The organism is Devosia sp. (assembly GCF_041917035.1).
Classification (GTDB): Bacteria; Pseudomonadota; Alphaproteobacteria; order Rhizobiales; family Devosiaceae; genus Devosia_A.
The window spans coordinates 1-13,337 of the sequence record NZ_JAYRYM010000094.1; the positions used below are offsets into that span (position 1 = coordinate 1).

Sequence of the window (13,337 nt, forward strand, 5' to 3'; positions counted from 1 at the left end):
AGGCGCCGAGGATGCTGGCCAGCAGCAGGTAGAGCGCCAGGTGCAGGTCGATCTGCCCGCGCCGGTAGTAGCTCAGGGCGCCCGAGGTCGAGGCCGCGACCACCTGCCCGGTCACCGACGCCACCGCTACCGAGGACGGTACGCCCGAAAAGATCAGCAGCGGCGTCAGCAGGAACCCGCCGCCAACCCCGAACAGCCCGCTCAGGAACCCCACCGCCCCCCCGATCCCGACGAGGTAGAACAGGTTCATCGAAAGCTCGGCGATCGGCAGATAGACCTGCACGGCGGCGTCCAATGGGCTAGGGCATCTGTCGGCTGTACCGCGGCCCAGCGACGGAAATGCGACGTTTTTCGCGAAATGCCACCCAGTCCTAGCAGCAAAGTACAAAGGCGAGGTTAGCCTACCGGACGGGTCGGGATTAGGACGCGCAGCCCCGCGCTTTGCACCGTAGCCATGGCGATGCTTCACCCGGTTGCGGTCCACCTCGCCCGCGGGGGAGGGGGACCAGCGCGGCCGGCGGAGAGGGCCCAGCGCGAGCCCGGACAGCCCGATGCCGCTAGCGATGGATTGGCGAAGCGGCCCTCACACCGGCTGGCTGCCGAGCACGGCCAGCAGCCGCGGGTTGATCGTGCCGCTTTCGCTCATCCCGGTGGCCCGTTCGAAGGTGCGGATCGCCTCGGCGGTCTTCGGGCCGGTCACCCCGTCCGGGGTGCCGACATCGAAGCCGAGCAGCGCCAGCGCCTTCTGCACCCCCATGACCACCTCCGTCCGGACGATCGGCTGGCCGGGGTCGAAGCCGGCGCTCCACGTGCCGATCGGGGCGAAATTGGCCACGAGGTCGATCCGCCCGGGCACGAAGGCCGCCACTTCGGCCTCGAGCGCCTGCACTGTCGCCGCGTCGAGCGAGGCGGCGATGTCGTCGCGCGCCTTGATTGCATCGGCGTCGCCGCGCAGCGCCGCGAGCGCGAACCACTTGAACGAGCTCGCGAGGTCCTGCTTCACGCCCAGCCCGCGCGCATAGAGCATGCCGAGGTTGAACTGGCTGTCCTTCATGCCGCGGCTGGCCGCTTCTTCGAACCACTTGGCCGCCGCGTCGAACTGCTGCGTGCCGAGCCCGCCGCCGGCGTAGAGCGCCGCGAGGTTGTGCATCGCCATGCGGTTGCCCGCCTCGGCGGCGCGCTGGTACCACAGCCGCGCCTGCTCGACGTCCTTGGTCACCCCGCGGCCGTTCTCGTAGAGGTTCCCCAGCCGGTACTGGGCCGGCGCGAAACCCTGGATCGCGGCGCGCTCGTACCAGATCGCCGCCGCCCTGAGGTCCTCGGGCACTGCCCGGCCTTCGGTATAGATGGCCGCAACTTCGAACTGGGCCCGCGCGTCGCCCGAGGCGGCCGCGGTGAGCAGTTCCTGCGGACCGACGCCGGCGGGTGGCATCTCGACCCGCACCGGGCTCTCGATCGTCGCCGGCAGCGGCGCGATCGCCGCCGACAGGTCCGCCACCTCGGCAGGGTTCGTCGCCGGCGCCGCGAAGGCGCTCACCGCCGGGGGCATGTCCCCGGCCGGCACGAATCCCCGGGCGGCGCCCGGGTCGATCGAGGCGGTCGAGAGCGTGTCGATCAGCGGAATCTGGCGCGCTTCGGCGGCCGGCGGCACGAGGGCCTGTTCCGCCAGCGGCGTCGGCGTCAGCGCGGCGTCGCCCACGTCGAGCGGCTGGGAGGCCGCCGTCACCGCCGCGTCGTCCTCCATCCTCTGGTTGATCAGGTTGATGGTGAGGAAGGCGAGCGCCACCACGCTCGCGCCGAGCAGGATCGGCTGGCGGTGGCGGTAGAGGAAGCTCTGCGGCTTGTCGGCGGCCGCGTCCGGCGCCGGGCTGGTTGCCTCGGCGCTCATGTCGATCGATGGCTGCGGCGCCACCGGCAGTACCCGCGCGGCCTCCCGCTTGGGTGACCAGTGTGCCGGCTTGTCCTTGTCGCCGGCGAGCTTGCGGGTCTTGGCCGGCTTCTGCTTGTCCGCCCTGGGCTCCGCCGCTGGCGGCGGCACCGGTTCCGGTGCGGGCTTCGCCTCGGCGCTGCGCGAGGCCTGGAAACGGGCGAAGGCCCGCCCGATCAGCGATCCGCTGCCGGGCTCCGTGGCGGCTGGCGCGGGCTTGGCCAATGGCTTGCCCGCCAGTCGGGCGGCCCGCCGATGCGCCTCGATGAAGGTATTGCGGCTCGGGTGCGGAGCCACCGCCTCGACGGCCTCCGGCTGCGGCGGCAGGATGGCTTCGTCGCTCGCTGCGCCGAGGCTCGACTTCGGGGCCGGCGGCAACACCGCGAGGCTGGGGTCGAACACGCTGCTCGCTGGGTCGAAACCCGCCGTTGCCGGGGCGCTCTCGGGCGTCGCCTGATCGGACCCCAGCCCCGGATGCCGCCGGCGCGGTCCGTTCTTGACCTCGAGGGCGGCGAGCAGCGGATCGGGGTCGCCATACGGCTTGTCGACCAGCGGCGCCTCGAGCGAGGGGCTCTGCGGCATGGCGTCCTCGATCGTCACCGGAACGGTGAGCGTATCCGGATCGGCCAGGCCGTAGTCCAGCGCCGGTTCGTCCTGCTGCAGCGTGCCGAGCAGCGGCGCAATCGGATCGTAGGCGGGCAGTTCGGCGGGCGCGACCGGCGCGGTCGCCGCCGGCATCCCGCGCGTCGGCTCGGGCGGCCTCGCCGGCTCGACCAGCTCGGCGACGGCGGCCATGGCCGTTGCCGGGAGTGCGGCCGGCAGCACGGCGGGCGCCGGGGCCGCTGCCATTCCGGCGCGCCCCACCGAATCCTCCAGTCGGCGCAGCCGGTCATTGACCTCGTTGATCGTGGCTTCGAGCGCCGCGCCGCCCTCGACCGCCGGCTCCCGCGTCGTTTCGATCACCCGCGTCAGCCGGCGTTCGAGCTCGGCGATATCGCGCTCCGACAGGCTCGCGACGCCGAGCGCCGGTTCGCGCTCCGCCACCACCGCGGACGTGCGCTGCGCCACCATCTCGGCCAGCTCGCGCAGGTCCGGCCCCGCCTCGCGCTCGGCCGGCTGGTTGTAGAGCTTGGCGAGGCCGGTGAGCTGCTCGCCGGTCTGGTCCATGCGCGCCACCAGCTGGCGCACCTGCGCCTCGAGCTGGGCGATATTGGGCTCCGGCCGCGCATCGATCTTGCTGCCGATCGCCTCGATCTGCAGCTCCAGCGAGGCGAACCGCGGCTCCATCGCCTCGATCACCGTGGCGCGCAGCGCATCGACGTCGGCCTTCAGCCCGCTCACCTGCGGGGTGCGGGTCTCCATGTCGCTGATGCGGTCGTTGAGCGCATCGATCAGTTCGATCAGACCCTGCGGCTGCGGCTGTCGGATCAGCGTGGCGAAACGCGCCAGTTCGGCGGTGATCTTGTCGAGTTCGGCCGGCGGCACCGCCATCGCCTTCTCGATCGCGTCCACCCGGTCGTAGATGCTGCGCACCCCGTCCTCGATGCCCGCCATCGATTGCCTGAGGCCGTCGCCGGCAGCGTCCTCGCGCGGCGCCTCCACCCGGTTGGCGAACTGCACCTGCAGGTCGGCGAGCCTCCCCACGGTGGCCGTCACGTCGTCGAGCCGTCGCGACAGCCCGCTCGTGTCGGTCTTGTCGACCAGTTGCACCTGCAGGTCGGCGAGCCGCCCGACGGTCGCGGTCACATCGTCAAGCCGCTGCGACAGGCCGCTGGTGTCGGTGCGGTCGGCATAGGCCTTCTGCAGTTCGGCGAGCTTGGCGACGGTCGCCGACACATCGTCGAGCCGGCGCGTCAGCGCCCCCAGGTCGACCTGCGGTTCCCGCGCGATCAGTTTGGCGAGGCCGGCGATCTGGCTCTCCAGTCGCTTCACCTGGCCGGTTTCGCCCACCGCGCCCGCGAGCAGTTCGACCACCTGGCTCAGCTGGCCCATCTGGTCGGCGATTTCCTTGACATTGGCCGTCTGGCCGCGCGCCTGCTGCTTGAGTTCCCCTTCGAGCCGCTCGAGCCGGGCCGAGATGCCGCCCACCGCCTCGGCCAGTTCGTCGAAAATCGGTGGCTCGGGCGCCGCCGGCTGCGCCGCCGGAAAGTGCCGTGTCCGGATCTGCTGGATGGCCGATTGCAGCGTGTCGCGCGGCACGGCCGGGGCTTCGTCGCGCTCGCTGAACTTGTCGATGGCGCGCTGCACCGAGCGCAGCGCCTCGCGGTGCCGCGTCTCCGGCTCGACCTCGGTCATCTGGTGCCTCAGGTCGCGCATCCGCTCGCTCAGTCCCTGATACCCGGGCTCGCGCGGGGTCGTCCGCGCCACCTGCGATTCCACCTGGTCGAGCAGCGCGGCCAGTTCGCTCCGGAGGTCCTGCCACTCGCCGGCGCCCGGCTGGGCGTAGTCGTCTCGGCCATACTGGGGGTTTGCGCGGGCCATCGATCGATCCCAGTCCGTGTCGGGCCATCGGCCCGCAACAAGCGACGCAAAGCCCGTCATGGACTTCACCGTTCGGTCACTCTTGGGAAAACATGGTAAAGATCGGGTTAAGCCGGCGTGCATTCTGCAAGTACAACCGCCATATCCGTAGGCGAACCCGCCTTTAGTGGCATGGTGAAACCGCCATCCGGCTTGCTAGAGGTGCGTGAGAGGAGCCTGGCCACATGACGACGCGTCGCATCATCATCGTCGATGACCATCCACTGTTCCGCGCCGCGCTGCGCCAGACGCTCGCCGGCGGCGATCCCTCGATCCATGTCGAGGAGGCGGGTGATCTCGCCACCCTCAGCGCCGCACTCGAGGCCGATCGCGACTGCGACCTCGTGCTGCTCGATCTCAACATGCCCGGCGCCCGCGGCTTTTCCGGCCTGCTGCTGCTGCGCGCGCAGTATCCCGAGATCCCGGTGATGATCATCTCGGCGGTCGAGGAGGGCACCATCATCCGGCGCGCCTTCGAGCTGGGCGCCGCCGGGTACCTGCACAAGTCGGTCGGCCCCACCGATATCCGGCGCGCCATCGAGATGGTGCTGTCGGGCGAAGTCTACGTGCCCGAGGGCATGGAGCTGCCGGCCGAGGATTCCCAGTCCGCCCTGATGCAGCGCCTCGCCACCCTGACGCCGCAGCAGATCCGCGTGCTGATGATGCTCAGCGACGGGCTGATGAACAAGCAGATCGCCTACGAGCTCTCGATCTCGGAGGCGACCGTCAAGGCGCACGTCTCGGCCATCCTGCAAAAGCTCGATGTCGACAGCCGCACCCAGGCCGTCATCGCCGCCTCCCGCATCGAGGAAGGCCACTTCGAGGACCTGCTCAGCGGCGCGAGGTGATATTCCGCAGGCCGCCGAACCGTCGGCTCCAGCGTCCCCTCGCCCCTCCGGGGAGAGGGCCAGGGTGAGGGGCAGCTCCGCCTCCCGGCGCGGAAAGTGCCTACCCCGCCACCAGCCGCTTGCGCGCCCCCTGGCCCGCCAGCCCGCTGATCGTCGCGCGGAGCGCCGCCGGTTTCACCGGCTTGGTCACCACCGTGATGCCGCGTTCTTCCGCCAGCGCCCGCACCGCCGCGGTGCGGTCCGCCGTCACCAGCGCCGCCGGCAGGTGCCCGCCGACATTGTGCCTGAGCCACTCGATCGCATCGAGGCCCGAGGTCTGGTCGAGATGATAGTCCATCAGCACCAGGTCGGGCAGCCAGCCCAGCAGCAGCCGGTCCTTGTCGATGTCCCGCAGCGAGCGGGCCGAGCGCACGTCGCACCCCCAGCCGCCGAGGAGCCCCTCCATCGCGTCGAGGATCGCCTTCTCGTTGTCGACGCACAGGATGCGGACCCCGATCAGGTTCGAGGCCGGTTCGCGCCCGGGCGCCGCCGCCTCCGCCCCGTTCGCCGGCGCCCGCCCCATCGGCAGGTAGAGCGAGAAGCGCGAGCCCTTGCCCTCGCGGCTGTCCAGTTCCAGCGTCAGCCCCAGGGCCGTCACCAGGCGCTTGACGATCGACAGCCCTAGGCCCAGTCCCTGCGCCATGCGCGCGCCGTTCTCGAGCCGGCTGAACTCGGCGAAGATCAGGCCCGACTGGTCCTTGTTGAAGCCGATGCCGGTATCGATCACGTCGAGCCGCAGCCGCGCCCCCTTGCGCCGCATCCCCACCAGCACCCGTCCGCCGGGGCGGGTGTACTTGATGGCGTTGGAGACGAGGTTCTGCACCACGCGCCCGATCAGGGCCCGGTCGCCGATGGCGCCCGCCGCCGTGTCGATGACCTTGAGCGCCACGTCCTTCTTCAGCGCCAGCGGGCCGAATTCCACGGCCACCTTCTTGAGCAGGTCGCGCGCCTGAAATGGCGCCGGGACCGGCCGCAGCGCCCCCGAATCGAGCCGCGAGATATCGAGCAGCGCCGACATGATCTCCTCGACCGCCGTCAGCGAGGCCTCGATCGAATGCGCCAGGTCGTCGAGGCCGGTGCCGCCGGCCCGTTCGACCAGCGAGGCGGTGTAGAGCCGCGCCGCGTTGAGCGGCTGCAGCAGGTCGTGGCTCGCCGCCGCGAGAAAGCGCGTCTTGTCGCGGTTGGCGGCATCGGCCTTGGCCCGCGCCACCTCGAGTTCGGCATTGACCTGCACCAGGGCCGCCGTCCGTTCCTCGACCCGGCCTTCGAGCGTCTGGTTGATCGCGGCGAGTTCGGTCTCGGCGTCGACCCGGGTCGTCACGTCGGCAAAGCTGATCACCAGCCCGCCGTCCGGCAGCCGCGCCGCATGGAACTCCAGCACCTGGCCCTTGGCGCCCTGCCGCTGGCTCACCGTCGCGTGCGATTGCGTCAGCGTCTGCACGCGCTGCGCCGCAAGGCTCATCGCATCGCCCGGCCCGAGGTCGCCGCGCCGCGCCAGGAACAGCGCGATGTCGTAGAGCGGCGTCGCCGGGCGCAACAGGCTCTCGGGCAGCGCCAGCAGGTCGCGGGAGCGATTGTTCGACGTCACCAGCCTGAGGTCGCTGTCGAACACCACGAGGCCCTCGGGGATGTAATCCACCGCCTGCCGCAGCCTTTCCTCGATGTCGATCGTTGCGCCGGACATGCCCTGTGCTCCCCGCGCCGAGTATCCGCCCGCGCCCCCGCCCCCCGCAAGGCCGCACAAAGTCGTGGGTGGCGCCCTTAAGTTCGGGTTGCTGTGTTGCTTTGTGCGGAAGATTTGCGGATTGTCGTCAACGGGTTGGGCATCCGCGCCAGCCGTGGGGGACGTGCGTACAGCAAAGGGGTAGGGCCATGTTCAAGGAATTCCGCGATTTCGCCCTCAAGGGCAATGTCATCGATCTCGCCATCGGCGTGATCATCGGCGCCGCGTTCGGCGCCATCGTCTCATCCATCGTCGACGACATCTTCATGCCGGTGATCGGCCTGATCCTGTCCGGCATCGATTTTTCCAACCTGTTCATCGTGCTGAACAATCCGGGCAACGTGCCGGTCCCCTCGGTGGCCGCCGCCAAGGCCGCGGGCGTCGCCACGCTCAACTACGGGCTGTTCATCAACGCGGTGGTCAAGTTCACCATCATCGCCTTCGTGCTGTTCCTCGTGGTCAAGGCGATCAATCGCCTGAAGAAGCAGGAAGCCGCCGCCCCCGCCGCGCCGCCGGCCCCCTCGGCCCAGGAAAAGCTCCTCGCCGAGATCCGCGACGCCATCAAGGCGCAGAAGTAGCGCCGTCCGCCCGGCGTCTCCCCCGCCGCGCGGGGGAGACCGCGGCCCGCTCAGCCGCCGTCCGGGGGCTTGTGGCCGGGAGGCGGCAGCAAACGGCGAGACGGGCACCGGGTCGCCCCATCCATCGGGTCACCCCGGCGCAGGCCGGGGCCCATCCCGAGCTGCGCGTCCCATCGCCGTTCGCGCCACCCCGCCCCGCCGCCGCCGCTGCTCCGACGCGACCGCCGGCCCATGACGCATCCCATCCGCGCGGCAATGAAGACCGACGCGGCTTCGGACCGCGTGACCCCCACCGACACCCTTGAGCGCGTATTCTCAGTCTTCGGGCGCGGCATGCCTGGCGTTGATCAGCACTGCAGCGAATCCCACCTGCATCGTCACCTCGCCGCGTTCGATTTCCGCCACAACCGCCGCTCTGCGCCATGTGTAGCCGACACCGAGCGCCACGACATGCTGTTGGCCCGCATCGGCGGCAAGCGCCTCACCTATCGGCGGATTGATGAGGCCCGTCACGCTTAAGCAGCGCCTCAAGCTACTGAAACGAGTCCACAAGATGATGAAGGGCGGTTAACGTCGACCTGCATCGTTGGGGAGCAATATGGCTGGTCTTGTTGAATACGTTCTCGATTTGGCACGCGACATAGCGGGCATATCGGCTGCGCAAACTGAGCATTGCAGATTGAGTTGCTTGAGCTTCAGAAGAAGGAAGCTGAGATAAGGCGCCAGCTTGAGATGGCGAAGACGGCGGGTCAGCGCCTTGTCAACTTTCAGCCTGTTATCAACGGGCATATCCAATGCCCTGATTGTTGGGTGAGCCGCGCGCAGCAAGTCGCCATGCGGCCCGGCCCGGCCGATGCCGACAACCGGGACACCTTCGCGTGTCGTGTATGTCATTATGAGTTCGCCCTCTAGTCTGACTTTGAGTCCGGCTTGGCAGCCGCCGTACTGGGCGGTCGTTCAGGCTTCGCGCGCGGCTTCGGCTTGGCGTCGAGCATCCGCTTCAGAGTCTCGTTGAATATTGTTTCGCCGTCTTTGGGGGTATCGGGCATGCCAGACCCTTCTATCGACCTGCCCGCCCTACACCGGGCTAGGCTCAGGGGCAAATCGGGCCAGATCACCATACCAGCCATTCCCAAAGACCTGCCACACCATCTGGGCATGGTCGCCGCTATGCATGGGGAACTGGACCGCGTCTTTCACCAGTTCTACCTTGCCTGCGAAGGGGCCTGCCCCGAGCCATCCAAGGACAAGCAGGCGCAGCGATACGGGATGAATAGGCTTGCAAACTCCGCGATCGCGAAGTGCAAGTCCGTGTTCTCAGATCACCCCGAAGTTTCCGTTGCACTAGTTGGAATGTGCAATCGTGCGAAGGCGTTCGAGAAACAACGAAACATAGTACTTCACGGTCGATATGTTGCAAACTTCCCCAAGGCTGGAGGGCCGATAACGCTTAGCGTGGTAGGCAAATTCGGAGGACAGGATACTTCCGTCGATTTTTCTGTCGATGACGTCATCCAGCTTTGGCACGATATTGGGTGCCTTACGGGTGACTTCGAATCCTTACTCCATGGTCCTCGCTCGCCGCTATCATCTGCTCAAACACAGATCGCGCGAGATCGACTGCAGCCTTACTATCGCCCTCGTCCCACGCTGCCCACGCATCCGCGCCGGCATTTAGCATCTGTTGAGTGACCTCACTTTCGATTGGTTTTCCGCCAGCCTGTCGGCCTTCTGATTCGCACATCGCGTCTGCTTTGCCATCATCTAGGAAAACATTCCTTGACACCCTCCCACATCCGCCTCTACACCTATCCTATCCGGAAAAAAATCCAGCACCCCTAGTGGGTCTTCCGGATGGCGACAACACTTATGGCGTGCTAGGCGGGAATATCGCCTTGTTCCCGAAGCCTGGTGATAGCAAGCACAGGGGAGTGTCCGGCCCGTCCGGCAACAGTCTCCACATACTGGGAACGCCGTCTGCAGCAGTTCCGGAGGGGCGCGGCAGGTGCCGAAATTATCGGAGGGTGCAGTGACCGAGACTGTTTATTATCCATCATACTTGAATCGCGACCGCCTGGTCCACATCCTCGACGCCGATATCGCCACCTGCGAGGCCCTCAGCGTGCTGTTCCGGCTCGAGGGCTTCCAGACCGCCTTCTCGCTCGATGCGGCGCAGTTCCTGCTCGCCATCGCGCAGCGGCGCCCCGACGTGGTGATCGTCAACTACCGCGTTGGCAGCGAGGATGGGCTCGCCATCCTGAGGCACGTCAAGACGCAGCGCACCGGCACGCCGGTCTTCGTGCTCGAGGATCAGCCGGAGGTCGATTCCGCCGTCGAGGCGATGCGGGCCGGGGCCAGTGACGTCATCGCCAAGCCGGTCGATGCCGAGCGGCTGGTGCGCTCGGTCGCCGAGGCGCTGCGCCACGACATCCTGCTCGGCACCGATCGCGGCGGCCGCCGCCCGGTCGAGGTGCGCGGCTTCGCCCAGCTCACCCCGCGCGAGCGCGAGGTGCTGCAGCTGATCACCAACGGGCAATCCAACAAGGAGGCCGGGCGCGAGCTCGGCATCTCGCCGCGCACCATCGAGGTGCACCGCGCCCGCGTCATGGAAAAGCTCGGCGCCCGCAACACCGCCGACCTGATGCGCATCGTCCTCACCAGCTGACCGCTGCTCCTCCCCCGTTCACGTGAGAGGGCTATAGCCCATGTGCGTCGAAAGACGTCGGGACCACCTTCTCCCCCTGAGGGAGAAGGTGCCCGAAGGGCGGATGAGGGGTTTCTTGCCGAGACCGCCGCAGCCGGAGAGGGCGCTCCTGCACCATTGTGCCACCCCACCGCTGTCACCCCGGCGGAGGCCGGGGCCCATCCCGAGATGGACCCCCGATCACGGCGCGTACGCAAAGTGCTGGGTCCCGGCCTTCGCCGGGATGACATCGAGCCTGCGGGACCGCCGGGCCGCGCCCCCTGCCCACCAGCGGTGGAGGGGGACCGCCGCAGCCGGGTGGCTGGGGGCGCGCCTGCACCATTGTGCCACCCCACCGCTGTCACCCCGGCGGAGGCCGGGGCCCATCCTGAGATGGCCCCCCCGATCACGGCGCGTAAGCAAAGTATGGGTCCCCTGAGTTCTCAAACGAAGTGCAACACCTGGTTAGGGTGTTGGAATGGGACAGAGATATCGACAGTTCAGTGTTGAGGAGAGGATCGGGCGATCCGGCCTACGCGATCAGCGTCGCCGCCCAAGCCGCCGCCCGCTCGAGCTCGCCCGGCTTCAGCGGTCCCTCGGTGCCGCCGACGAGGAAGCCGGCCGGCGCGCCGCGCAGCGCAAAGCCGCCCTCGCCGAGCTTTTCCGCCATCCGCGTTGCCGCGTAGCCGCCCGCCTCCACCACCCAGCGCAGCGGGGCGGGGTGGATGTCCTCGGGCGCCAGCCGTGTGTCGAACACCGCGGCGGCCTGTCCGGGCACCGCCGGGCGCAGCACCGCCACCAGTTCCGACATTGCCGGGGTGGGGCGGAAGCCGCGGGTGGGCGAACCCACCACCAGCAGGTCGATGCCCTTGAGTGGCCACTCGCTGGCCTCCTCGATGCGCAGCAGCTTAACCTCGCGGCCCGGGCGCAGTGCCCCGGCCACGGCGTCGGCCACCTTGGCGGTGTTGCCGAACACGCTGTCATAGACGACGATGATGGACATGCCGGGCCTCCTCGATCGCCGGCAACATGGCACCGGCGGCAGGCGGCGGGCTTGACCTCGATCAAGCGCGCGGCGCGGGTCTCAGCCGCCGACGGTGGGCAGCGTCAGCTGGCCGCTCATCAGCTTGCTGGCGCTCACCTTTTCGGTGGGCCGCTCGCGCGGCAATTGCAGTGCCGACCACACGCTCACCAGCGCGTGCCTCAGTTCGATGATCATCTCGTCGCTGTGCAGCGGCGTCGGGGTGATCCTCAGCCGTTCCGTGCCCTTGGGCACCGTCGGGTAGTTGATCGGCTGGATGTAGATGTTGTGCTTTTCGAGCAGCATGTCGCTCGCCGCCTTGCAGGCGCGCGCGTCGCCCACGATCACCGGCACGATATGCGTGTTGGTCCTCAGCACCGGCAGCCCGGCATCGGCGAGGATGTCCTTGGTCAGCTGCGCCTGGCGCTGGTGCGCGGCGCGCTCGGCGCCCGAGACTTTGAGGTGCTCGATCGAGGCGCGGGCCGCCGCGCACAGCGCCGGCGGCAGTGCGGTGGTGAAGATGAATTCCGGCGCGTAGGAGCGCACCGCGTCGATGATCGCCCGGTTGGCCGCGACGTAGCCACCCATCACGCCGAAGCCCTTGGCGAGCGTGCCCTCGATGATGTCGATCCGTTCCATCAGCCCGTCGCGCTCGGCGATGCCGCCGCCGCGCGGGCCGTACATGCCCACGGCATGCACTTCGTCGATATAGGTGAGTGCCCCGAACTCCTCGGCGAGATCGCAAATCTCCTTGATCGGCGCCACGTCGCCGTCCATCGAGTAGACCGATTCGAAGACGATCAGCTTGGGCCTCTGGCGGTCGACCGCCGCCAGCAGTTCACGCAGGTGCCCGACATCGTTGTGCCGGAAGATCTGCTTCTGCATGCCGCTCTGGCGCACGCCCTGGATCATCGAGGCGTGATTGAGCTGGTCCGAGAAGATGATGCAGTCGGGCAGCAGCCGCGCGATGGTCGAGATCGCCGCCTCGTTGGAGACGAACCCCGAGGTGAATACCAGCGCCGCGTCCTTGCGGTGCAGGTCCGCCAGCGAGCGCTCCAGTTCGACCAGCGGCCGGTTCGTGCCCGAGATGTTGCGCGTGCCGCCGGCTCCGACGCCGAGCTTGGCCGCCGTGTCCTGCATCGCCGCGATCACCCTGGGGTTCTGCCCCATGCCCAGATAGTCGTTCGAGCACCAGATGGTGATTTCGCGCTGGTTGTCGGCGGCGTCGCGGTAGATGGCGCGCGGGAACTGCCCGGCGATGCGCTCGAGGTCGGCGAAGACGCGATAGCGCTTCTCCTGCCGCAGCGCGTCCACGGCATCTTCGAAAAACCCGCGATAGTCCATCTGTTCCACTCGCTTTGCGGGCCCCGCACCCGACGGCACCCCCACCATGGTGAGGCGTAGCTAGCCCGTCCGGGACCGGCTTTGACATAGGTCAATTCGACGCGCAACCGATACAAGTCATTGACGGGGCAGCGCCTTGTCCGTCGACATTGGAATGATCCTAGACTGCGCCTCGGGCCCTGCCAATCGGCCATCGGTCGGGTTTGCGGCGCCACTCGCACAACTCCGCGCGAGCGTCGGCCGTCCTCGTTCAGCCGCGGTTCACCCGCCCGGTGGGAGCAGTGGAACCGCCGCCGCGCCCGGCCATTAACGCCGTGGCGGCTGCGGCGTTGACCCCGGCCGTCGGTCGGCTAGTATTAACGAAACGGAAACGCAGGGGGACCGTCACGTGAAGAGCTTCTCGTCGTCGAGCTTTGCCAACGATCATGCCGAGCTGCTGGATCTGGCGCTCGCTGCGGTCAACAAGCATCCGCAGGCCCTGTTCACCGATTTCCAGTGGTTTCTCTACGAGGCGCGCGACACGGTGTTCTTCACCGCCGCCTCCACCACGCGCTTCGACAAGGAGACGCTGGCCAATCTCGTGGCCGACATGGTGGCGCTGGCGCCGCAGCTCAGCCACGGCTTCGTCGGGGCCCGCCCCGGCCAGCCCTTCCC

General features: G+C 68.4%; 11 protein-coding genes and 1 pseudogene. 6 read left to right on the forward strand and 6 right to left on the reverse strand.

What is annotated here, in order from left to right:
- Nucleotides 1-283: TSUP family transporter (locus ACE3TU_RS11350; protein ID WP_374624226.1), on the reverse strand; the 283-nt coding region annotated here is incomplete at its 3' end.
- Between the two features lie 300 nt (nt 284-583).
- Nucleotides 584-4,408: a peptidoglycan-binding protein gene (locus ACE3TU_RS11355; protein ID WP_374624228.1), complete on the reverse strand. Its 3,825-nt coding sequence runs from the start codon at nt 4,406-4,408 to the stop codon at nt 584-586.
- Nucleotides 4,409-4,632: 224 nt separating this feature from the next.
- On the opposite strand from ACE3TU_RS11355, the gene ACE3TU_RS11360 reads away from it, so the two are divergent.
- On the forward strand, nt 4,633-5,295 hold the full coding sequence (locus tag ACE3TU_RS11360; RefSeq protein ID WP_374624230.1) for a response regulator: 663 nt from the start codon (nt 4,633-4,635) through the stop codon (nt 5,293-5,295).
- A gap of 100 nt (nt 5,296-5,395) precedes the next feature.
- Here ACE3TU_RS11360 and ACE3TU_RS11365 read toward each other — a convergent pair whose 3' ends face one another.
- Nucleotides 5,396-7,018 (reverse strand): hybrid sensor histidine kinase/response regulator, encoded by a 1,623-nt coding sequence (locus ACE3TU_RS11365; RefSeq protein WP_374624232.1) that lies wholly within the window; start codon nt 7,016-7,018, stop codon nt 5,396-5,398.
- Between the two features lie 188 nt (nt 7,019-7,206).
- Here ACE3TU_RS11365 and mscL point away from each other — a divergent pair, with 188 nt between their 5' ends.
- Together mscL and ACE3TU_RS11375 are read left to right on the forward strand one after the other, a co-directional pair.
- A complete protein-coding gene (mscL, locus tag ACE3TU_RS11370) occupies nt 7,207-7,635 on the forward strand; it encodes a large conductance mechanosensitive channel protein MscL (protein WP_374624234.1) in 429 nt (142 codons plus the stop codon).
- Between the two features lie 294 nt (nt 7,636-7,929).
- A pseudogene (locus ACE3TU_RS11375) lies at nt 7,930-8,154 on the forward strand (IS1595 family transposase); the annotation flags it as partial.
- Between the two features lie 48 nt (nt 8,155-8,202).
- Here the strand turns inward: ACE3TU_RS11375 and ACE3TU_RS11380 are convergent.
- Nucleotides 8,203-8,529 carry a hypothetical protein gene (locus tag ACE3TU_RS11380; RefSeq protein ID WP_374624236.1) on the reverse strand — a complete coding sequence of 109 codons (327 nt, stop codon included), beginning with the start codon at nt 8,527-8,529 and terminating at the stop codon, nt 8,203-8,205.
- Between the two features lie 36 nt (nt 8,530-8,565).
- Between ACE3TU_RS11380 and ACE3TU_RS11385 the strand changes: the two genes are divergently transcribed.
- On the forward strand, nt 8,566-9,327 hold the full coding sequence (locus ACE3TU_RS11385) for a hypothetical protein (RefSeq protein ID WP_374624238.1): 762 nt from the start codon (nt 8,566-8,568) through the stop codon (nt 9,325-9,327).
- A 337-nt stretch (nt 9,328-9,664) separates the two neighbouring features.
- Nucleotides 9,665-10,300 carry a response regulator transcription factor gene (locus ACE3TU_RS11390; protein WP_374624240.1) on the forward strand — a complete coding sequence of 212 codons (636 nt, stop codon included), beginning with the start codon at nt 9,665-9,667 and terminating at the stop codon, nt 10,298-10,300.
- 550 nt (nt 10,301-10,850) lie between these two features.
- Here ACE3TU_RS11390 and ACE3TU_RS11395 read toward each other — a convergent pair.
- A complete protein-coding gene (locus tag ACE3TU_RS11395; protein WP_374624242.1) occupies nt 10,851-11,321 on the reverse strand; it encodes a flavodoxin family protein in 471 nt (156 codons plus the stop codon).
- Nucleotides 11,322-11,402: 81 nt separating this feature from the next.
- On the reverse strand, nt 11,403-12,683 hold the full coding sequence (gene hemA / locus ACE3TU_RS11400) for a 5-aminolevulinate synthase (protein ID WP_374624244.1): 1,281 nt from the start codon (nt 12,681-12,683) through the stop codon (nt 11,403-11,405).
- A gap of 388 nt (nt 12,684-13,071) precedes the next feature.
- Here hemA and ACE3TU_RS11405 point away from each other — a divergent pair.
- Nucleotides 13,072-13,337: hypothetical protein (locus tag ACE3TU_RS11405; RefSeq protein WP_374624246.1), on the forward strand; the 266-nt coding region annotated here is incomplete at its 3' end.

Coding starts and splice junctions, on each gene's coding strand:
- ACE3TU_RS11355 (WP_374624228.1), bottom strand. CDS start 4,408: ATGGCCCGCGCAAACCCCCAGTATGGCCGAGACGACTACGCCCAGCCG.
- ACE3TU_RS11360 (WP_374624230.1), top strand. CDS start 4,633: ATGACGACGCGTCGCATCATCATCGTCGATGACCATCCACTGTTCCGC.
- ACE3TU_RS11365 (WP_374624232.1), bottom strand. CDS start 7,018: ATGTCCGGCGCAACGATCGACATCGAGGAAAGGCTGCGGCAGGCGGTG.
- mscL (WP_374624234.1), top strand. CDS start 7,207: ATGTTCAAGGAATTCCGCGATTTCGCCCTCAAGGGCAATGTCATCGAT.
- ACE3TU_RS11380 (WP_374624236.1), bottom strand. CDS start 8,529: ATGACATACACGACACGCGAAGGTGTCCCGGTTGTCGGCATCGGCCGG.
- ACE3TU_RS11395 (WP_374624242.1), bottom strand. CDS start 11,321: ATGTCCATCATCGTCGTCTATGACAGCGTGTTCGGCAACACCGCCAAG.
- hemA (WP_374624244.1), bottom strand. CDS start 12,683: ATGGACTATCGCGGGTTTTTCGAAGATGCCGTGGACGCGCTGCGGCAG.